Here is a 20,253-nt window from a genome sequence, read left to right as displayed (position 1 = left end):
ATGACAGATTTTCCCAACGCCGCCAGCGTTGCCCTTGTCCGCGACGGCAAGGTGCTGATTATCAAGCGGGCCTATGCGCCCTACCAGAACCTGTGGACTTTCCCCGGCGGGCGGATGGATCCGGGCGAGACCGTGGAGCAATGCGCCATTCGCGAACTGCAGGAGGAACTGGGGATCACGATCCGCAATCCGCAGCTTGCAATGGTGCAGGCGCTGGGCCGCGACGGCACCTATCGGCTGGCCGTATTCGCCACCACGGACTTCTCCGGCGTGGTCCGCCCGTCCGACGAGATCAGCGACCATAAATGGGCCGATCCGGGCATGTTGCCGGCCTTGCGCACCACATCACGGCTGGATGAGGTGATCAAAGAATGCTTCAAGGTTTTGGGGCAAAGCTGGTAGAAGGCCGGCATGGAAGTGATCGAACGAATGCTCCGACGTGCGCTGCCCCACCGCCACCCAGCCTCTCCCTCAAGGGGGAAGCTGGACGGGGGTATCCTGGCCCTGGTCCTCACCCTTCTGCTCGCCTCGCCCGCGCAGGCGATAGACCCGCTCTACCAGCGCCAGATGGAACGGCTGACCGAGATCATGGGCAGCCTCTATTTTCTCGAACCGCTGTGTGAAACGGGCACTGAGGATTGGCGACAGCAGGCTTCCGAACTGATCTCGCTGGATGAACCGGACGATGACCGGCGGCAGCGCCTGGCCGGTGCGTTCAACACCGGATACACTGCCTTTTCCCGCCTGCACCGGCATTGCACCCCCTCTTCGCGCGCGGCCCTGACGCGGCTGCTGGACGAGGCCCAGAAGCTGGCGCGGGACATTCATACGCGCTTTGCCGAATAGGGCGGCAGCCCCACTCCATGCAATTGCCTACCGGCTGTTAACCTTCGGCTTACTTCTTCCAAGAAGTGGCGCCCGCGCCATGTTATGCCCGCATCATGAGCACGCCCAAAACCATCTTCTCGCCCGCCTCAGGGATCGGCCCGTTCGACCGTAGCCAGTCGGAGCGTCAACTGGCTCTGGAATATCTGGCGGAGGCCTGGAACAGCGCCGAAGAAGACGGGCTGGAATCCGCTTCGCTCGCACATGCCTCGCTGTTCGCGGCGCTGGCCACATTTGTGAAGATGCATGGCGACGAGGCCACGGCCGACTTGATCGCCCAGCTTCCTGAGCGCATCCGCAATGGCGAATATAATCTGGATCGGATCCTGCAGTAGCGCCCTGCCACCGCTCCGCACTCAGCCGCTACTGCCCACCAGGTAAAAGATCGTGCCGCCAATGACAATGAACAGCAGCACGAAGGCGGCGATGCGCAAAATGCTGGAATAGCCGCGACCCAGAGCGACCCTCTCGGCGGCGCTCTGCCCGTTTTCGGTGATCTGGCGGTCGGTCTCTGCCCTCACATCGCCTTCATGACGGCTGCTGTTCATCGGCCTGTTCCATCAGTTCTTCGCGTCGACACCGCCGCTACTGAGCGACGCGTAGCGCATTGTCAGAGGCTGAATATGCTTGTCCAGCCATTCGGCCATCGCCAATTCCTCGTCGAGATTGGCCTGCAAGAGCGAGACGGCGTCGGCTTGGCCGCTACCTTCGGCGAGCGCTACCAGCGACTTGTAGGCGGCGATTTCATAATTTTCGAAAGCGAAATTGGCAAAGCTGTTCTTGACGATCTCATCGGGCGCCATGGTGTGTCCGATGGCCGCCATTGAGCCAGCCATGCTCAGTGCAGTATCCTTTAAGGCAGATCGGTCGCCATCGACACGCTCCAGCAACTGGTCGAGACGCTCAATCTGTTTCTCGGTCTCGCCAATATGCTGTTCGATCCGCTCGGCCACTTCGGGGTAGTGCTCGATCCGTTTGACTTGGGGACGCAGGATCGAGAGCGCCTGATTTTCCATTGCATGAGCGTTGCGCAGGCCGGTGGTGTAAATATCTTTGGTATTGGGCATTGAATGCTCTCCAGTCAAATGCCCGCCTAACGCAACAACCCCGCGATAAGCTCCATCACCTTTCACCGGCCGGCCACCCAAACTGGCGGGAGCCTAGGCCTCAGGTGCCAGCGCCTCAGAAAACCGCATGGGCTGGCCTTTTGACGGTGTTACCAGTTCGCCCTGCCACATCACCTTGTTGCCGCGCACAATGGTGCCGACCGGCCAGCCGGTGACCGTGACGCCGTCATAGGGCGTCCAGCCGGCGCGGCTTTTTACCCAGTCGTTAGTAATGGTCTCACGCCGCTTCATGTCGACAATGGTCAGGTCGGCATCATAGCCCACGGCAATGCGGCCCTTGCCGACAATGCCGAACAGGCGATTGGGGCCGTGGCTGGTCATGTCGACAAAGCGCTGCAGGCTCAGCTTTCCGTTGTTCACGTGGTCGAGCATGGTCGGCACAAGGGTTTGCACTCCGGTCATGCCCGAATGGCTCTGCGGGTAGGGATGGTCCTTTTCCTCGCGCGTGTGAGGCGCGTGGTCGGAGCCGAGGATATCTGCGACACCATTGGCCACACCTGCCCAGATGCCCTCGCGATGGATCTTGTCGCGCACGGGGGGATTCATCTGCGCGTAGGTGCCAAGGCGCACATAGGCCGTTTCGTCGAGCGTCAGGTGATGCGGGGTCACCTCGACACTAGCGACATCCTTGTGATCGGCCAGATAGACGATCTCTTCCTTGGTCGAGATATGCAGCACGTGAATGCGCTTGCCGGTCTTGCGGGCCAGATCGACCAGCCGCTTGGTGCAGCGCAGGGCGACTTCGGGCGAACGCCAGACCGGATGGCTGGACGGGTCGCCCTCAACGCGCAGGTCTTTGCGCTCTTCGAGCATGAATTCATCTTCCGAATGGAAGGCGGCGCGGCGGGAAATGGCGCGCAAAATGGCCTCGACGCCATCGTCATCGGCAACCAGCAGCGAGCCGGTGGACGAGCCCATGAAAACCTTCACACCCGCGCAGCCGGGCAGCTTTTCGAGTATTGGCAGCTCGCCGACATTTTCGTGCGTGCCGCCGATATAGAAGGCGAAATCGCAATGCATGCGGTTGGTGCCGGCGGCGATCTTGGCTTCAAAGGTTTCGCGCGTGGTGGTCAGCGGATTGGTATTGGGCATTTCGAACACCCCCGTCACCCCACCCATGACAGCGCCCAGCGAACCGCTCTCAAGGTCCTCCTTGTGGGTCAGGCCAGGCTCACGGAAATGCACCTGGGTGTCGATGACGCCGGGCAGGATGTGCAGACCCTTGCAGTCGACCGTTTCCGCCGCGCTGCCCTCGACGGAGCCGAGCGCGACAATCTTGCCGTCCTTGACCGCGATATCGGCCAGGCCCTCCCCATCCTGATTGACCACGGTGGCATTCTTGAAAATCGTGTCGTACTGCGCCATGTCTTTCGTCCCGCCGCTGGTCCATGTTCAGGGTCGGTTTAACACGGGCGTCCGACGAGGCAAGTCTCATGACAATCCATCTGCGCGCAGACCGCGCACTGTTCCGCTTTTCCGGCCCCGAGGCACATCGTCTGCTCAATGACGTCGTTACCGGCGAAATTCCCAGTACTGGCGAGGGCACCGGCGAGGCAGCTGCGGCCTGGGCGCTGCTGTCGGCGCAGGGCAAGATCCTGGCCGAGGGCCTTGCCGGACACGCGGACGACGCCCTCTGGCTCGACGTGCACCAGTCGGTCGCCGATGATTTCTTCAAGCGCATGAAGATGTATCGGCTGCGGGCTCAGGTCGTGATCGATGATCTGCGCGATACCCATCGCGTGGGATTTGCGCAGGACGAGGAACCCCAAGGCATACGGCATATGGACCGGCTGGGGCCTGTCGATATGGGCTGGCGGGTCATTGCTCCGATAGAAGCGACCGCGGACTGGGTGCAGAACGATACATCCTACCAGCAGCAACGTATCGCCCTGGGCATTGTCCATCAGGGCAATGACTTCCCTGCCAATGACGCCTTCGCCCACGATATCGGCATGGACATTCTCGAGGGAATCGACTTCGCGAAGGGCTGCTATGTCGGTCAGGAAGTGGTTTCGCGCATGAAGCATCGCGGCACGGCGCGTCGCCGTCCTGTCATCGTTTCGGGCGTGGAGGCGCCGGCTGGCAGCGCCGTTGTCGCAGGGGGCAAGGAGGCCGGAACAATCGGCCAGGTGGCGGACGGGATGGCAGTCGCGATCGTGCGGCTCGATCGGATCACCGATCCCGGCACCGTGACGGTCGACGGCAAGCCGGTCGAGATCGCCCTGCCCGTCTGGGCCGATTATCGTCTGGGCGACGCGGTTTCGGCAGACGAGTAGTCTCCATTCTCGAATCGCGCTGATCTGTTAAAGCTGGTGGCACCAGTCCACTAGCTGCGTCTAATGCCGATGTCCCGCCAAAGCACTCGTGCCTGGCAGCGTATGCTGTCCGGGCGCCGTCTCGACATTCTCGACCCCTCGCCTGTCGATGTGGAGTTGTCCGACATCGCCCATGGCCTGGCGCGCGTGGCGCGATGGAACGGGCAGACGATCGGGGATTATCCCTTTTCGGTGGCGCAGCATTCGGTACTGGTGCTCGAACTGTTCCGTGCCGCCAACCCTGAGGCCGACCCGGTGGCGCAGATGCAGTGCCTGCTGCATGACGCGCCCGAATATGTGGTGGGTGACATCATCTCACCCTTTAAGGCGGTAATCGGCGGCAGCTACAAGGATGTGGAAAAGGGCCTGCTGGCCGCTATCTTCCTGCGTTTTTCGCTGCCCGCGACCATGCCGGCTGCGGTGAATAAGCTTGTGAAGAAAGCGGACCAGGAAGCAGCGTTCTTCGAAGCTACCAATCTGGCAGGATTCGACCCGCCCGAGGCTCGACGCCTGTTCGGCGTTCCCAATCAGTCTGCCTTCGATGTCGAGGCCTTCGACAAACTCATCCGCCCCTGGCCAACCCAGCAGGCGCATGAGCGTTTTATTGGGGCGTTCGAGCAGATTAGCCGCGATATTTCTCCAGCCTGACCGGGCTGTGCACATTAACCATAAATTAAGTATGACGGTGCGGGCTCGGCACTTCATGGTTACTGCTTCGTTAAGCCAAGTGTGCCGAAGTGGAACAGTCCGGAGCGCCTGCCATGAACCTGCCGACACGCCATATGCTGATGGGCATGACGCTGGGCGCCATTTGCGCAACGGCTCTGGCCGCCATCGGACCGGGCTTCGTGCTGGAGAGTTTTGCCGACGAGATGCCAGCCGGTTTTGATACCAGCAAATTGGTGATGTTCGACGGCCGGGAATACGAGGTCGACTACGCCGACTGGGTGTCGACCGATCCGCTTTCGAGCACCACGGTGAAAAAGATCGAGGCCGGGCGGGTGAGCCATGTGAGCATCACCACTACGGCAACGGGCACATATTCCACCGATGGCCTGACCTCAAAGCACGTGCTCTATCCAGGCATCGACGTGACTGCAATGGGCCCTGGCTCGGGTACCCTTGTGCGGTACTGGACCAATGGGGATTGGTATAGCTTCAAAAGCCGCGCCGGCAATTCCTTAATACGCCTGAGCGGACCTGCCCTGCCCTGACCTTCTGTAGCGGCTAGCCGAACAGCCAACCGCGCTTGAACTTGTAGAACACATGCAGGCCAATCTGCGTGACCTTGGTCATGCGCGGGGCCCAGGCGGGTCGCACATAGGTGGCGTGATAGTGGGTCGCGTCACCCACTTCCGTCAGATAGAGCTCGCCGCTGGTGACCTTGGCCGCGATTTCCTCGGCCTGATCCCAGGGCTTACGCTCGGTGATCGTCTCGGGAATGCCATCGCAGGCAAAAGAGAACTGGCACGCATTGCGGCGGTTCTGGTTCTGGAACACGACCCCGCAGATGGTATCAGGATAACGATGATCCTTGACGCGGTTCAGAATGACCTGAGCCACTGCGACCTGGCCGCGATAAACTTCACCGCGCGCCTCGAAATAGATGCCGGTGGACAGGCACCAAAGCTCTTTGTCCGACAGGTCAGCCATCGGCTCACCCTGCAATTCCGTGACCGTCGCGGGCGCACTGGCACGTGCGTACGCCAGTTGTTCGGGCACCGAGACAGGCAAGGTGACGTCGGTAAGGGTTTCCCCCTCGGTCTTGGGCGCGATGCCGGCAATGGCGTCCAGCGCAGCGGCTGCGGTGGGGTTAAGCGAAGCGACCGCGATGCGCGGGCTAGGTTCGACATCGGCCGGGTCGCCGGCATCGGCAACATTGGTCCGCTCAATTGCGGCCGAATTTGCAGGGGCGCGCAGGGCGGCGATCTGCGTACGCGCTTGCTCGAAACTCTTTGAAATCGTCAGTGCGTCGACCGCCGGGCGCACGCGATCTGTCTTTTGCGCGCGGTTAGGACCGGTGAAGCTGGCGCTTTCGAATAGATGATTGACTGAGCCGGTAATGATGGGATCGACGCCGTTATAGCTCAGGCTGGCCTTTGCAACCTCAACGGGCTGGGGCTGACCAGGCAAGCCTGCACTGCCAAGGGGTGCTGAACCGGGTCCGAACGCTGCGCCAGCGAGACCAATATAGACTAGGGGGGCAACAAGCAGCAGCATCGCCCCTCGGGCGACAATTGCTGTTCGGCTAACCGCTCTGACCGGACGCTCGGGCGCCATCGGCCGGTGGGAAAGGGCCATATACTCTACTCAACGCTACGCAACACAACTCAGCCCGGCAAATGTGACGCTCAAATGCCGACGGTTGTGATGATCGGTTATTAAGGTTAGCGCTGGGTAAATGGGGTTCGCGGCACGCAAAGGGCGCGTTTGTGACCGTGTTGCGGCATAGGGTGCGGCAAAATGTGCGTGCTCGCTATTGCCCGCAGGCGGCGATGACCGGCGCAACCTCGTCGGCGAAATCGGCTACGCGAAAGCGGACTGTGAGCGAGCGCGTGGTGGCTGGAGTCACCCGCACCGTCAAGTTGGTCGCTCCGATCAGCCCATCAAGGAAGGCGCGCGCATCCTGCGTATTGTCGATAAGGATGGCGGTATTGTCTTCACTGACTGGCAATGTCGAGCTTCTGGCGCGCTGCAGATCATATTGCAGGGTTATGCCGGTGTCACCGCGGCCAAGGGCCGACATGGAATTACCAGCGAAGGCAAAAGCAACCTGCAGGGTATCCAGCTCGCAGAAGACGGTTATGGTCGCCGGTGCCCGCCCACTTGGCCGGGCAGGAATCAATTGCTGGGACTGCAAGGTGACGCTTACGCCTTCGGGCACGATGCCGCCGGGACGGAAGACATCGTCATAGCAAACCAGACGCTCGGCATCATTTTCGATGGGCGCGCATTGCGCACCGGATTGCGCCAGTGATGGCTGCACGAGACCCAAAAGCACTGGCAACACGAGGACAACTGCAAAACTTCTCACGTAGACCACGGCCCCTTCCCGTCTGTCCCGGCACGTTGTGGCCGGTTTTGTCATACATCGCATATAGGTATGCGATGGCAGCTATTTAAGCCGAAGCCTGGGCCAAGGTCAGCCGCGCCACCGGTACACGATAGGGTGAGCAACTGACATAGTCGACGCCCAAACCGGCAAAGAAGCGCAGCGATGCCGGATCGCCAGCGTGTTCACCGCAAATCCCGACCTTGAGACGCGGATTGGCCGCCCTGCCGCGCGCAATAGCAATGGCGATCATCTCGCCCACCCCCTTTTCGTCGATGGTGACGAAGGGGTCGCGCTCATAAACACCCTTGCGCTGGTAGGCGGCGAGGAAGGCCGGCGCGTCGTCACGCGAAATGCCGAAAGTGGTCTGCGTCAGATCGTTGGTGCCGAAGGAGATGAAATCAACCATGGAGGCAATGTCACCAGCGCGGAGGCAGGCGCGGGGCAATTCGATCATGGTACCGAAAGAAACCCGAATGCGATCAGTCCGGCCCATGCCAGCATTGTCGAGAATGGTCATGATCCGCTCGCGCACCCAGGACACCTCGGTGGCCGTGGAAACAAAGGGAACCATAACCTCGACCACCACCGGCTGTGTCTGGGTTTCGCTGGCCGCACGGGCGCCAGCGACCACCGCTTGCATCTGCATTTGCAGGATTTCGGGATAGGTGATGGCCAGGCGCACGCCGCGATGGCCCAGCATCGGGTTGATCTCGGCAATGCGCTCGAGCCGCAGGCGCAAGGCACGCACAGCCACGCCCAACGACGCCGCCGTCTCCTCGACCTCCTCATCCGTGCGGGGCAAGAATTCATGCAGCGGCGGATCGAACAGACGCACGGTGACCGGCAGGCCCTGCATGGCCGAGAACAGAGCCGAATAGTCGCCAGTCTGAAAATCGACCAACCCGGCGATGGCGCGCGACCGGGCATCCTCGTCTTCCGAGAGGATCATGCGCCTGAGCGCCACCATACGCTCGGGCGAAAAGAACATGTGTTCGGAGCGCGCCAGGCCAATGCCTTCGGCGCCGAAGCTGAGAGCGGTCTGCGCCGACTCTACGGTTTCGACATTGGTACGCACGGCAATTCTTCGGCTGGCGTCGGACCAGCCCAGCAGCGTGCCGATGGCGCCGCCGATCTGGGGCTGGGCGAGCGGCAGATTGCCCAGATACACCGCGCCATCGGTGCCGTCGATGGTCAGCCGGTCCCCGGCGTGAAACTCGCGCTCGCCAATACGGCAGATCATTTCGAGCGTATCGACGGTGAGGCTGCGCACTCCCGCGACACAGGGCTTGCCGGTGATGCGAGCGATCACGCCGGCATGGCTCGACATGCCGCCACGCGCTGTCAGAATGCCGGTGGCCGCCTTCATGCCCTCGATATCGGCGGGGCCGGTTTCGTTGACCACCAGGATGCAATGCTTGCCGCGAGCCCGCAGGCGTGCCGCGTCATCCGGGTTGAAGGTGATGACGCCGCTGGCGGCGCCCGGCGAAACACCCAGACCCATGGCAATGGGTGTCGCCTCTTCCGGTGCCTTCAGGCGCGGGTGCAGCATCAGCGCCAGGCGGCTGGGGTCAACGCGCGACACCGCGCCCTGGGGCGTCCAGACTTTGCGTTCGACCCGATCCACCGCCGCTTGCAGATCGGCCCCGGCGCTCGCCTGCACCGGTCGCGCGGACAGGAAGGTCACCCTGCCTTTCTGGATGGCGACCAGACACGCCATGTGGCGCCCCGCCTTGGCATCAAGCAGATCAACCAGCGCGTTCACATCATCGGGCAGACGTGGCAAGGGCGCACCATTGAGCGGCGCCGGCCCCATGGCCCCAGTGCTGGCATTGCGGGTCAGGAATTGCTCTATTTCGCCCCCGGCAACGGCCTGAACTAATACGATCTGACGGGCGCGATCATCCTCGTTGCGTGGCGCAATCCAGCCGCCCCCAAAAAATCCGTAGCTTTCGAAAGCCTGCTTGATCGCCTTGGCGAGGGGCCGGGTGGGGTCCACCGAATCTTCAGGCGCCGTCGGCGCGGTTATCCCCAGCCGCGCGGGGGCCAGTCCGCTATTGTGCGAAGAGGCCGAGGTGCGCACCACCAGTTGAGGGGCCGGACCGTCCTTGGAGACGAGCTTGTACAGGCATGCCACCCAATGGGTACGCAGCCGCGTATCGCGCCGTGTGCGTTCGGCCTGCAATTCCTCCCAGGCGGCGCGGGTGATGGCAATGGTGGGCACGGTGGGGAAGCCGGCTTCGCCAACGCGGAAAATCCAGCGGGACTTGCCGGTGAGCAGCTTGAGCTGACCAGCGCTCAGGTTCGCTTTCCCCGTCGCCGGGGCAATCGCAAACATTTCCTGCGCCAAACTCACCTGGAACCGTCCCGGTCACACACTCTAGCGCATATTGCCTATGCCCAGCCCCGGCTGCAACAGCACTTGACTTGCAAGTGTTGGGAAAGCATCTGATCTGGCATGGAAAAAAGGCCGCACCTCGACATTCTTCTCTGTGCCCCGCGTGGATTCTGCGCCGGCGTGGACCGCGCGATCCAGATCGTGGAACTGGCGCTCGAAAAATATGGCGCACCCGTCTATGTGCGCCACGCCATCGTGCATAACAAATATGTGGTGGAGGGCCTGAAGGCCAAGGGTGCGGTGTTTGTCGAGGAACTCGACGAAATCCCCGAGACCGAGGCACCCGTGGTCTTTTCCGCTCATGGCGTGCCCAAAAGCGTGCCGGCGAATGCCAAAGCGCGCAACATGTTCTTCCTCGATGCCACCTGCCCGCTGGTGAGCAAGGTGCATGTCGAAGCCTCCCGCCACCATGAGGAAGGACACGAGATCGTGCTGATCGGTCACGCGGGTCACCCTGAAGTGATCGGCACCATGGGCCAGCTTCCTGCAGGAGCGGTCACACTGATCGAGACGGTAGAGGATGCCCAGACCTTCACCCCGAAGGACCCCGCGACACTGGCCTTTGTGACACAGACCACGCTTTCTGTGGATGACACGCGCGAAATCGTCGCCGCCCTCAAGGCGCGTTTTCCGGCAATCAATGGCCCGCACAAAGAGGACATCTGCTACGCCACGACCAACCGGCAGGAGGCCATCAAGGCCGTGGCGCCGCTGGTCGATGCCATGATCGTGGTTGGCTCGCCGCATTCGTCCAATTCGCAGCGCCTTGTGGAAGTGGCCCTGCGCAATGGCTGCCGAATCGCGACGCTGGTCGACCGGGCCAGCGAAATCGACTGGTCATTATATGGTGACATCACCTCACTTGGCGTCAGCGCGGGTGCCTCGGCGCCCGAGAGCCTGGTCGAAGAAGTGATCGATGCCTTCGCGGCGCGCTATGATGTGCAGGTTGAGACCAAGACCACGGCCGAGGAGAACATTGCGTTCAACATTCCCCGCGTCCTGCGCAATCTGGAAGTGGCTTCGGGACGATGAGCCTTGATCTGTTCGAAACCGAGCGGCTGGTGCTGTCCGGCTGGCGGATGGACCAGCTTGACGATCTGGTGGCTTTGCACGGCAATCCCAATGTATCGCGATATCTGAGCCTGGACGGGGCGCCCTGGACACGCGAACAGGCCGAGACAGCGTTGCGCGGCTGGATCGAACTGTTCGAGACCCGGCAATTGGGCAAGCTGCGACTGACGCGCAAGAGCGATGGCAAATTCATTGGCCGCGCCGGATACGGCATTTATCCCCGCACCGGAGAACCCGAGATAGGCTACGCCCTGTTTGAAGAGCATCACGGGGCCGGCTATGCGAAGGAGGCGGCGAGCGGATTGCGGGACTGGATCTTCCGGGAAACCGCCGCGCCCCATTTCATCGGCTTCGCTGACACCAGAAACGCCCCTTCCCTTGCCGTCCTCAAAAAGATCGGCATGAAAGAAACGCATGTCGAGGTCGAGCCGAACGGGCTCACCTGCCAGTTCCATGTCTACCAGCGGCCAGACCATGCCTGATGGGGTGATCATCCATACCGACGGCGCCTGTTCAGGCAATCCCGGCCCTGGCGGCTGGGGTGCCATTCTGCAATTCGGGCCGCATCGCAAGGAACTGAAGGGCGGCGAGGTGCTGACCACCAATAATAAAATGGAGCTGACGGCGGCCATCGAGGCGCTCAATGCGCTGAGCCGCCCCTGTCGCGTCGATCTCCATACCGACAGTCAATATGTCAAGAACGGCGTGCAGAGCTGGATTCACGGCTGGAAGCGCAATGGCTGGCGCACGGCAGACAAGAAGCCGGTCAAGAATGTCGAGCTATGGCAGGCGCTCGACGAGGCCACCAAGCGCCACGAAATTTCCTGGCACTGGGTCAGGGGACATGCCGGGGACGAATTGAACGAACGCGCGGACGAATTGGCCCGTGAAGGCATGGCGCCGTTCAAAAAGAAGAAAACGGAAAGCTTTACGCCGCCGTTTTAGTCCTTTTGGGCAGCATTTTCTTGATTGCCGCCCAGACCGGGCTGATGGCGTAGCCCACCACCGGAATAAGCAGGGCGCCAAGGGCAAGGCCGATGATGAAATCCACAAATGCTGTGGCCAGCCAGCCAGCAAGGCCGGAAATGGCGGGGAATGCGCCTTCGGCCCAATGGGCTGCCGCTTCGATGATATGCTCGGGACCGGAGATGCCGAATTCATAAAGGCCATGGGCGATGATGGAGCCGCCGACCCAGGTCATAGCGGCAGTCCCGATCAGGCTAAGCGCCTGCATGAAAACCGGCATGGCGATCACGATGCCGCGCCCCGTCGCCCGACCAAAACCGGTTCGCGCGGAATTGGCGAGCCACAGCCCCACATCATCAGCCTTGATGATCAGGGCCACCGCGCCATAGACCACTACCGTTATGCCCACGCCGGCCAAGGCCAGAATGGCGGCACGGCTCCAGAAATCGTCCACCTCGATCGCCGAGAGGATGATGGTCATGATCTCGGCCGAGAGAATGAAATCGGTCTTGATCGCGCCGGCGATCTTCCGTTCCTCAAGCGTAGCTGGCGATATGGCGGTGTGCTCTATCGAGGCCTCATGTTTTTCGGCTTCATGCGGCGCGAAAAGATGAAACACCTTTTCTGCCCCCTCATAACAGAGATAGGCACCACCGATCATCAGCAGCGGCGTGATCAGCCAGGGTAGGAAGACCGAGAGCAGCAAGGCGGCTGGCAACAGGAAGATCAGCTTGTTCTTGACCGAGCCCCAAGCAATGCGCCCGACGATTGGCAGTTCCCGCTCCGCCTTGAACCCTTTGATATAGCTTGGGGTCACCGCCGCGTCGTCGATGACGGCCCCGGCAGCCTTGGCACTGGCCTTGGCGGCCTGTCCGGCGATGTCATCCAGGGAGGCCGCAGCGACCTTGACCAGACCAGCGACGTCATCAAGGAAAGCGAGGAGACCGACCGACATGACTGACCTGTGCGTTATCGTGGCGTGGAGACAGATGAACCGGACGGTCCCCGTCCGGTTCCCTTGGTCTAGCCAGAGACCTTAGCGAAATCGGCGACCAGATGCATGGTGTCGCGCAAGCGGGCCAACAGGTTCAGGCGATTGGAACGAACTGCAGCGTCCTCATCATTGACCAGAACTGCAGTGAAGAACGCGTCCACCGGGCCCCGCAGCGTGGCAAGCTCGGCCATGGCGCCTTTGTAATCGTCCTCGGCCACCAGCTCGGAAACTGCGCCGTTCACGGCATTTACGGCCGACGCCAGAGCTGTTTCCTCGGGCAGCTTGAGTGCAGCCTGATCGACCGCACCGGCATAGGCCTTGCCGTCTTTCTTTTCCTCGGCGGCCAGGATGTTGGCGGCGCGCCGGTAGCCGGCCAACAGGTTGGCACCGTCATCGGTGGCGAGCAGGGTAGAGAGAGCCTCGACACGCTGGGTGATCTGCAGAATGTCGTCACTATTGGCTGAGATAACGGCGTCGAGCAGGTCGTGACGGGCGCCGGCGTCGCGCAGCGACACCTTCAGGCGGTCATGGAAGAATGACAACAGATCCGGCTCGACCTCGAGCGGGAATTTCAGCCCGTTTTCGGTGATGATGCGGATAATCCCGAGGGCGGCGCGGCGCAACGCAAACGGATCGCGCGAGCCGGTCGGCTTTTCATCGATCGACCAGAAACCGGTGAGTACGTTGAGCTTGTCGGCCAGAGCCACCGCAATCGAGACCGGCTCTGTCGGCACGCGGTCGGTTGGGCCGAGCGGCTTGTAGTGCATCTCGATGGCATTGGCGATCGCGGCCGGCTCCTTCTGGGCGGTCGCATAGTAGCGACCCATCAGCCCCTGCAATTCGGGGAATTCGCCAACCATGTCGGTCACCAGATCGGCCTTGGCGAGCATCGCAGCCCGCTTGGTGAGATCAACATCTGCGCCGACCTTGGGGGCGATCTGCGCCGCCAGATGCACGAGGCGCTCGACCATGGCGAACTGGCTGCCCAGCTTGGCGTGGAACACCATGTTTTCGAGCTTGGGCAGGCCGTGCTCGAGCGGAATGGCCAGATCGCCCTGATAGAAGAAAGCCGCGTCCGACAGGCGGGCGCGGATGACGCGCTCATTGCCGGCGATCACCACGGCGCCGCCATCGGCGGGGATGGTATTGGCGGTGATGATGAAATTGGGTGCCAGCTTGCCGGACGCATCGCGCAGGCAGAAGCACTTCTGGTTGGCGCGGATGGTGGCGATGATGACTTCCTCGGGCAGCTTGAGGAATTCGGGATCAAACGAGCCCATCATTACATTGGGCCATTCCACCAGCCCGGCCACTTCTTCGAGCAGGCCTTCGTCATGGATCACGGAAAGGCCCTGTGCGAAGGCGAGGTTGTCGGCGTCGGTGCGGATGATGTCCTTGCGGCGATCAATGTCGAGCACCACCTTGGCCCGTTCCAGCGCGATCTGGTAGTCCTCGAACCGCTTGACGCGGATGGCGTCGGGCGCGAGGAAGCGGTGGCCGAATGTGGTCTGGCCGGACCCCAGGCCTGCCGCCGAGAAGGGCACGACGATGGGCTCGTCATTTTCGGTGCCGAAGGTGGCGGTGATGGCCCGCAGCGGACGCACCCAGTTGAAGCTGCCCGAGCCCCAGCGCATGGATTTGGCCCAGCCAAAATCGGTCATTACCTTGGGCAGGATGGTTGAAAGCAGATCAACGGCGTCGGCGCCGGGCTTTTCAATCACCGCGACATAGAACTCGCCCTTTTTCGGGTCGCTTTCCACCTTGGCCTGCTCGATGGAGCTAAGGCCTGCCGAACGCAGGAAACCATCGATTGCCGGCTGGGGTGCCCCGACTTTAGGGCCCTTTTTTTCCTCGCGCGTGTCGGGCGAGCGAGCCGGCAGGCCGGAAACGGACAGCGCCAAACGGCGCGGGGTGACGAATGCCTTCGCACCATCATAGACCAGACCCACATCGACCAGAGCGTTGGTCACGGCTTTCTTGAGGTCCTCGGCCGCGCGGCGCTGAAAGCGGGCGGGAATTTCTTCTGAGAACAGTTCGAGCAGCAGTTCGGGCATGGAAGGCAACCGGTGTTTGAAGGCGTGTGCGTGCTTAGCGTGGGGGCGGTGCGTTGTCTACCAGCCGCCGCCGCCGCCACCACCCCCGCCCCCGCCGGAAAAACCGCCACCGCTGGAACCGGACGAGCTGGCCTGGACCGGCTGGGCTGCAACCATCGCAGCGGCCATGCCGGCTGATGCGCCTGACACGGCCTTGGCGATGTTGCCCGAATTGAAGGATCGGCGGCCCGAATACCAGTGCGGCGAATAGGTGCCCTGGTCTGCATCGGCAACTGCGTTACGGGCCAGCTCAGCCTCGAAATGCTCGGACCATGGCTTTTCGACCTCCAACGCAATCGCATAGGGCAAAAGCCGCTCGAAGCGTTCGATGGTCATGGGGGGCTCATCGACAATGTTGAGCCGGTTTTTCTCGGCGGTTTCGAGATAGAGCTTGAGCCCGTCGATCTGGTCCATGAGCTTCCGCCCCTGCACGGTCGGGGCCCGCAGCAAGACCGTGAAGACAACACAAATCAGCACCATGGAGGCGGCCGCCAATGCGGCAGAGTTGATGGGGAAGCTGGTGAAGGTTCCCAGCGCCCCGCCGGCAAAATTGAACGCAAAAACCGCCACGAATACTAACGTGATGAAGCGCCGGACGGCCCCTCCGGACTTGATGGCCCCGAAAATCACGCTTCCAATCACGCCAAAGAAAATTCCCGCGAAGACGGCGATGAACAGCCAGACCGGCTCGAGCACATCGAACACCACCATCGCTACGATCAGGGCCACAGCAAGCAGGAAACCGAAACCTGCATAGCCCCAATTGTGGTTGAACCAAATCTTGCGGTTTTCGCTTCCGATGGCGCTGGTGAATTCGGTGCGCTTGGTGCCCAGATCCTTGCCATTGGCCTTGTTGAAGGTGACGGCGCCCTTGCCTTCAAAATAGGAGAACAGAATCTGTTCACCGACGGGCAGTTTGTGGTCTGGCTGCTTGCCGGTCACGGACACCGTCAGCGTCTTGCCCGGATTGCGGACGGTGACCAGCCCCTTGACGCCCAAATTGAAAATCGCGGCCGTCATGGCGGTCCAGCCCGAATTGGAGAAGCCCCATTTGTGCACGAAATGGGTCAGCGCAGGCGAAAAGTCGCGTGGCGGATGAAACAGCGGAATGATGGTGCCCTTGGGCGGATCGCGGCCCACATGCAGCCAAGCAGTGAAATTGTAAGCCAGCAGGAGGATGACCGCGAGTACCGGCAGCCAAACTTCGCGCAGGTCCGAGGCGGTTTGCAGCAGGGCGTCCATCCCTTCGGGATAGGTCACCAGGCCCTTCTGGAAGGACACCGCAAAGCTCATGCCTTCGCCGGGGGCCAGTTGCCGCAGGGTGCGGAAAATCGCGGTGTTGTCATTTTCGCGGGTCATGGAGACATCGCGGCCGGTGGCACCGGCAACGCCGGTATAGGCCGCCATATCCTCTATCACCGCCCCATCGGGCAGACGCACGCGCGCAACTGAGCTCAAAATGGGAAAGTCCCAATAATTGCCGGTGGCATTCCAATAGAGCTCATCACCGGACCCATCGGCGGTGGGGCGCGCCATGCGATCCATGGTGTACGCTATGGTATAGAGGTGTTCGCCGCGGCCAAGGAAAACGTCCGGGTCACCGATCCAGATGCGCTGGAAATCGCCCATCCGCTCGACACGGAACATTTCGGATTGGCCGCCCCGTGTCACCGCCTCGACATCGAGCGTGATGCGGATCTTGTTGCCGCTTTCCCCGATCATGGTGACCGGAATGTCGCGATAGATGCCGCGCCGGATCTGGTTGCCTTCGGCATTGACCTCGATGGTCTCGAGCACATTGACCGATCCATCAGTCAACAGTTCGACATCGGAGGCAAAGGTGCGGATTTCCTCGCGCGCCAGGGTGGGCACGGCGAGCGCAACGAACAGCGCTAGAGCGGCGATCAGACGGGGCAGAACAGGCATGGAGCTTAGAACTTCACCTGCGGCACGGCACGCTCGGCCTCGTTCTCAAGCTCGAAATATTCGGCCTGTTCAAACTTGAAGGCATTGGCGACAAGATTTGAGGGGAAGCTCTCCACCTGGATGTTCAGGTTGCGCACGGCGCCGTTGTAGTAGCGGCGAGCCATCTGTATCTCATCCTCTACGCTCTGGAGCGCGGTCTGGAATTCGAGAAAGGTGGTATTTGCCTTGAGGTCAGGATACGCCTCGGCAATGGCCAGCAGGCGGCCCAGAGCTGCGGAGAGTTCGCCTTCAGCCTTGGCCCGGGCTTCGGGGCCCGCCGCCGCAGCGCTGGTGGCCTTGGCTCGGGCATTGACCACGGCGTCGAGCGTTTCGCGCTCATGGGCCATATAGCCCTTCACCGTTTCCATGAGATTTGGGATCAGATCGGTGCGGCGCTTGAGCTGCACATCGATGCCGGACCAGCCTTCGCGCACCATCTGCCGGTTGGATACCAGCGAATTGTAGATGATGATAGCGTAGCCCGCGACGCCGACCACGAGCAGAAGAATGACCCATTCCATTTTTCAGCGCTCCCTCAAGCAATGTGGGGCGCAAACTGGCATTGTGGCTGGGGCTTTGCAACGCCGACTTGCTTGGTGGGCTTGACTTCCCGCCGCCAATCCCTAGCTTTCAGTGTATGAACACGCGCCAATGGCATCGCTGCAGCTTTCTTCACGCAAGCTATCTACCCTAGGCATGCCCGCGCCGGAGCCTGCTTAGGGCTCTTGAACAGTTCTGTTTCGCCGCCGGCGCACCGTTCTCCGTTTTTCAACTTCGTATTTCCCGCCTGCGCGGCACCCCCTTGCGCGCGCGGCCGACTTTTAGAAAGGACGCTCAAATGACTGAGATCCGCCGCGACCTGACCCCGCCCTTGACGCTTGGCCAGACCGACCACACCAAGCTCTATGCACTTGGCGAAGCCGGTCTCGACCGCAATCCGGACCTGGCCGAAGTCCTGCTCACCGAGCTGGACCGCGCCAAGGTGGTCAATGACGCCAAGCTGCCCGACGGCGTGGTGCGTATGGGTTCGCGCGTGACCTTTGAAACCAATTCGGGGCAGGAGCAGACTGTGACCCTGGCCTATCCGGTGGATGCCAATATCGAGGAAGGCCGCATTTCTGTGATGACCCCGATCGGGGTAGCGCTGATCGGCCTCAAGGCCGGCCAGTCGATCACCTGGCACGACCGCGCCGACAAGCGACACAAGCTCACGGTATTGAAGGTGGAAACGTCGGTAGAGGCTTGACGCCAAGCGGCGCGGTTTACTCCGCGCCGCCGCCGGCGGTTTGCAGCCAGGCCTCACCGCAGGCCTTGGCCAGTTCGCGGATGCGCAGGATGTAGCTCTGGCGCTCGGTGACCGAGATCACGCCGCGCGCGTCGAGCATGTTGAAATTGTGCGAGGCCTTGACGACGTGCTCATAGGCCGGAATGGCCATGGTCTGGCGATTGCCTTCGGCGCCTTTTTCGAGAATAGAGCGGCATTCCTTTTCCGCATCCTCGAAATGACGGAACAGCATTTCGGTGTCGGCGGCTTCGAAATTGTATTTCGAGCTTTCCTGCTCATTTTGCAGGAAGACGTCGCCATATGAGACTTTCTCGTCACCCTCGCGGCCGTTGAAGTTGAGATCATAGACGTTCTCGACGCCCTGCACATACATGGCGAGGCGTTCCAGGCCATAGGTGATCTCGCCCGGCACGGGGGAACATTCAAAGCCGGCGACCTGCTGGAAATAGGTAAACTGGCTCACCTCCATACCATCGCACCAGCATTCCCAACCCAGCCCCCAGGCGCCCAGGGTTGGGCTTTCCCAGTCGTCTTCGACAAAGCGCACATCATGCACGCTCTGGTCGAGGCCGATGGCGGCCAGCGAGTCGAGATAGAGCTGCTGAATATTGTCCGGCGAGGGCTTCAGGATCACCTGGAACTGGTAATAGTGCTGCAGCCGATTGGGGTTCTCGCCATAGCGCCCATCGGTTGGCCGGCGGGATGGCTGCACATAGGCGGCTTTCCAGTGCTTCGGACCCAGGGAGCGCAGCGTCGTCGCCGTATGGAAAGTCCCCGCGCCCATCTGCATGTCGTAAGGCTGTAGGATCACGCAACCCTGCTCAGCCCAGAATTGCTGCAGCGTCAGAATCAGACCCTGAAAGGAATTCTTCGGGTCCATGTGGGCGGGGCGAGAGGTCATGTCAAAAGTCCTGCATTGAAGCGGGACAAAGCTCTAGTGGGGCACGCCGGAGTGGTCAATGGCGCGGAGGACAAAGCCTGCATTGACACGCAATCTCAGTCACACGCAGATGCAGCTATGGGCGCCACTGACCGCGACATACTGGCCTATCTCGGCTATCCGGAGGCGACCCTGCTCGGAGCGGGAGGCGAAGCGTGTGTCTATGCGCTGGACGATGCGCGTGTCGTTCGCATTTTGCGCGCAGGGGCCGTGGTGGCAGCTGCCGAACAAAGGGCCAGCTTGATGGCCGAGATCAAGACCGGGGCCCGGCATTTGACGTTTCAAGTCCCATCGGTGGACCGCGTGGAGACGCTGAATGGGCGGGTCTTCAGCATTGAACCCCGACTATTTGGGCAACCGGTCTCCCAGCTCCTGGGGAGCGTGTCCGGGACCGAGCGCACCAAGCTGCTCAACGACTATCTCGATACGGCCGGTCAGATCAAAACCATATCAGTCGACCGTCCGGGTTATGGTCCACTTTTGGGCGGTCAGGGGCTGCACACCACTGACTGGACAGGCTTTCTCCGCGTCAGGCTGGAGCGCAGCCTGGCCTGCTGTCCAGCCGACCTGCGCCCGGCCGTAGCGGCGATGCGTCATCTCGAGCTGCCGGAGCCATTCCGGCCGGCGCTCGTGCATATGGACTATTTCCCTGCCAACGTGCTGGCGCATGGCAGTACCGTCTCGGCAGTGCTCGACTTTGGAGCGTCAACGATCAAGGGCGACTCACGCATGGAAGCCTGGAGTGCGGTCGCCTATCTCGACAGAGAAATCTCGCCAGAAGTAACCGATACAGACCGCGCGCTGGCAATGGGCTGGCTTGCAGAACACAATCTTACGGCCCACTACCCGAACGCCAGGCGTTGGCTAGCCGCCTACTGGTCCTTCGCAACAGACGATCTGGCGCTGATGGCTTGGTGCCGGCGCATCCTGGACAGCCGCTAGTCGCGATCCCCGTCCTTCGGTCGATAAGTGCCGTCCTCGCCGCGCTTGAGGTCGATAACGCCGGGCTTGGCGCGCTCTGCCCGGTCGCGTTCGCGGGCGACGCGCTTGGCTTCCTCTGCGTCGTGGTTGAACTTGTTAGTCCAATCCTTCCAGATGCGGCGAATGCCGAAGTAGATCAACAGGCCGAGGCCGACAAAGAGCAGAATGCGCAGGAGCATGC

The 20,253-nt window shown here is 61.6% G+C and carries 23 protein-coding genes; 11 read left to right on the top strand and 12 right to left on the bottom strand.

What is annotated here, in order from left to right; all coding sequences use genetic code 11:
- From GGR20_RS14615 to GGR20_RS14605, 3 genes are all read left to right on the top strand, one after another.
- The gene (locus tag GGR20_RS14615; protein WP_183312110.1) at positions 1–402 is read left to right on the top strand and encodes an NUDIX hydrolase; all 402 of its coding nucleotides are present in this window, start codon (positions 1–3) and stop codon (positions 400–402) included.
- Between the two features lie 9 nt (positions 403–411).
- Complete coding sequence (locus tag GGR20_RS14610) at positions 412–846, top strand: TIGR02301 family protein (RefSeq protein WP_183312109.1); 435 nt, start codon at positions 412–414, stop codon at positions 844–846.
- 95 nt (positions 847–941) lie between these two features.
- Entirely contained in the window at positions 942–1,220 is a 279-nt protein-coding gene (locus tag GGR20_RS14605) for a hypothetical protein (RefSeq protein ID WP_210283193.1), read from the top strand.
- A gap of 21 nt (positions 1,221–1,241) precedes the next feature.
- Here the strand turns inward: GGR20_RS14605 and GGR20_RS14600 are convergent, their stop codons facing one another.
- The 3 genes from GGR20_RS14600 to GGR20_RS14590 all read right to left on the bottom strand — a co-directional run bounded on the left by GGR20_RS14600 (position 1,242) and on the right by GGR20_RS14590 (position 3,377).
- Positions 1,242–1,433, bottom strand: coding sequence for a hypothetical protein (locus GGR20_RS14600; protein ID WP_183312108.1), 192 nt, complete (start codon positions 1,431–1,433; stop codon positions 1,242–1,244).
- Between the two features lie 12 nt (positions 1,434–1,445).
- Positions 1,446–1,952 carry a ferritin-like domain-containing protein gene (locus GGR20_RS14595; protein WP_183312107.1) on the bottom strand — a complete coding sequence of 169 codons (507 nt, stop codon included), beginning with the start codon at positions 1,950–1,952 and terminating at the stop codon, positions 1,446–1,448.
- A gap of 93 nt (positions 1,953–2,045) precedes the next feature.
- Positions 2,046–3,377: a dihydroorotase gene (locus GGR20_RS14590; protein ID WP_183312106.1), complete on the bottom strand. Its 1,332-nt coding sequence runs from the start codon at positions 3,375–3,377 to the stop codon at positions 2,046–2,048.
- Between the two features lie 68 nt (positions 3,378–3,445).
- Here GGR20_RS14590 and ygfZ point away from each other — a divergent pair, with 68 nt between their 5' ends.
- From ygfZ to GGR20_RS14575, 3 genes are all read left to right on the top strand, one after another.
- Entirely contained in the window at positions 3,446–4,288 is an 843-nt protein-coding gene (ygfZ, locus tag GGR20_RS14585; RefSeq protein ID WP_183312105.1) for a CAF17-like 4Fe-4S cluster assembly/insertion protein YgfZ, read from the top strand.
- A gap of 69 nt (positions 4,289–4,357) precedes the next feature.
- Positions 4,358–4,975: an HD domain-containing protein gene (locus GGR20_RS14580; RefSeq protein ID WP_183312153.1), complete on the top strand. Its 618-nt coding sequence runs from the start codon at positions 4,358–4,360 to the stop codon at positions 4,973–4,975.
- A 113-nt stretch (positions 4,976–5,088) separates the two neighbouring features.
- A complete protein-coding gene (locus GGR20_RS14575; RefSeq protein WP_183312104.1) occupies positions 5,089–5,541 on the top strand; it encodes a hypothetical protein in 453 nt (150 codons plus the stop codon).
- A gap of 13 nt (positions 5,542–5,554) precedes the next feature.
- Here the strand turns inward: GGR20_RS14575 and GGR20_RS19135 are convergent, their stop codons facing one another.
- The 3 genes from GGR20_RS19135 to GGR20_RS14560 all read right to left on the bottom strand — a co-directional run bounded on the left by GGR20_RS19135 (position 5,555) and on the right by GGR20_RS14560 (position 9,717).
- On the bottom strand, positions 5,555–6,460 hold the full coding sequence (locus GGR20_RS19135) for a cell wall hydrolase (protein WP_338084730.1): 906 nt from the start codon (positions 6,458–6,460) through the stop codon (positions 5,555–5,557).
- A gap of 343 nt (positions 6,461–6,803) precedes the next feature.
- Positions 6,804–7,370, bottom strand: coding sequence for a hypothetical protein (locus GGR20_RS14565; protein ID WP_183312102.1), 567 nt, complete (start codon positions 7,368–7,370; stop codon positions 6,804–6,806).
- Between the two features lie 76 nt (positions 7,371–7,446).
- Positions 7,447–9,717 (bottom strand): putative PEP-binding protein, encoded by a 2,271-nt coding sequence (locus GGR20_RS14560; RefSeq protein WP_183312101.1) that lies wholly within the window; start codon positions 9,715–9,717, stop codon positions 7,447–7,449.
- A gap of 120 nt (positions 9,718–9,837) precedes the next feature.
- Here GGR20_RS14560 and ispH point away from each other — a divergent pair, with 120 nt between their 5' ends.
- Genes ispH through rnhA form a run of 3 tightly spaced genes read left to right on the top strand, consistent with a single transcriptional unit; the run spans position 9,838 to position 11,793 of the window.
- Complete coding sequence (gene ispH, locus GGR20_RS14555; protein WP_183312100.1) at positions 9,838–10,809, top strand: 4-hydroxy-3-methylbut-2-enyl diphosphate reductase; 972 nt, start codon at positions 9,838–9,840, stop codon at positions 10,807–10,809.
- Positions 10,806–11,330 carry a GNAT family N-acetyltransferase gene (locus GGR20_RS14550; RefSeq protein ID WP_183312099.1) on the top strand — a complete coding sequence of 175 codons (525 nt, stop codon included), beginning with the start codon at positions 10,806–10,808 and terminating at the stop codon, positions 11,328–11,330. The genes ispH and GGR20_RS14550 overlap by 4 nt, the downstream gene beginning before the upstream one ends.
- Entirely contained in the window at positions 11,302–11,793 is a 492-nt protein-coding gene (rnhA, locus tag GGR20_RS14545; protein WP_420827450.1) for a ribonuclease HI, read from the top strand. The genes GGR20_RS14550 and rnhA overlap by 29 nt, the downstream gene beginning before the upstream one ends.
- Here the strand turns inward: rnhA and GGR20_RS14540 are convergent.
- From GGR20_RS14540 to GGR20_RS14525, 4 genes are all read right to left on the bottom strand, one after another.
- Positions 11,777–12,769 carry a DUF808 domain-containing protein gene (locus tag GGR20_RS14540; RefSeq protein ID WP_183312098.1) on the bottom strand — a complete coding sequence of 331 codons (993 nt, stop codon included), beginning with the start codon at positions 12,767–12,769 and terminating at the stop codon, positions 11,777–11,779. The two genes, rnhA and GGR20_RS14540, sit on opposite strands and share 17 nt — an antisense overlap.
- Positions 12,770–12,837: 68 nt before the next feature.
- Positions 12,838–14,862, bottom strand: a complete 2,025-nt coding sequence (gene glyS / locus GGR20_RS14535; RefSeq protein WP_183312097.1) for a glycine--tRNA ligase subunit beta — start codon at positions 14,860–14,862, stop codon at positions 12,838–12,840.
- Between the two features lie 57 nt (positions 14,863–14,919).
- Positions 14,920–16,827: a DUF2207 domain-containing protein gene (locus tag GGR20_RS14530; protein ID WP_183312096.1), complete on the bottom strand. Its 1,908-nt coding sequence runs from the start codon at positions 16,825–16,827 to the stop codon at positions 14,920–14,922.
- A gap of 5 nt (positions 16,828–16,832) precedes the next feature.
- On the bottom strand, positions 16,833–17,387 hold the full coding sequence (locus GGR20_RS14525) for a LemA family protein (protein WP_183312095.1): 555 nt from the start codon (positions 17,385–17,387) through the stop codon (positions 16,833–16,835).
- 317 nt (positions 17,388–17,704) lie between these two features.
- Here GGR20_RS14525 and rnk point away from each other — a divergent pair, with 317 nt between their 5' ends.
- Positions 17,705–18,112, top strand: coding sequence for a nucleoside diphosphate kinase regulator (rnk, locus tag GGR20_RS14520; RefSeq protein ID WP_183312094.1), 408 nt, complete (start codon positions 17,705–17,707; stop codon positions 18,110–18,112).
- Between the two features lie 16 nt (positions 18,113–18,128).
- On the opposite strand, the gene GGR20_RS14515 is transcribed toward rnk, so the two are convergent.
- The gene (locus tag GGR20_RS14515; protein WP_210283192.1) at positions 18,129–19,052 is read right to left on the bottom strand and encodes a glycine--tRNA ligase subunit alpha; all 924 of its coding nucleotides are present in this window, start codon (positions 19,050–19,052) and stop codon (positions 18,129–18,131) included.
- A gap of 117 nt (positions 19,053–19,169) precedes the next feature.
- On the opposite strand from GGR20_RS14515, the gene GGR20_RS14510 reads away from it, so the two are divergent.
- On the top strand, positions 19,170–20,033 hold the full coding sequence (locus GGR20_RS14510) for a phosphotransferase family protein (RefSeq protein ID WP_183312093.1): 864 nt from the start codon (positions 19,170–19,172) through the stop codon (positions 20,031–20,033).
- Here the strand turns inward: GGR20_RS14510 and GGR20_RS14505 are convergent.
- Complete coding sequence (locus tag GGR20_RS14505) at positions 20,030–20,251, bottom strand: hypothetical protein (RefSeq protein WP_183312092.1); 222 nt, start codon at positions 20,249–20,251, stop codon at positions 20,030–20,032. The genes GGR20_RS14510 and GGR20_RS14505 overlap by 4 nt on opposite strands.
- Between the last annotated feature and the right edge of the window lie 2 nt (positions 20,252–20,253).

Origin of the sequence: Devosia subaequoris (assembly GCF_014197055.1) — a bacterium.
In the GTDB taxonomy this organism is placed as follows: Bacteria; Pseudomonadota; Alphaproteobacteria; order Rhizobiales; family Devosiaceae; genus Devosia; species Devosia subaequoris.
This window is presented reverse-complemented; position numbering and strand designations above follow the sequence as displayed.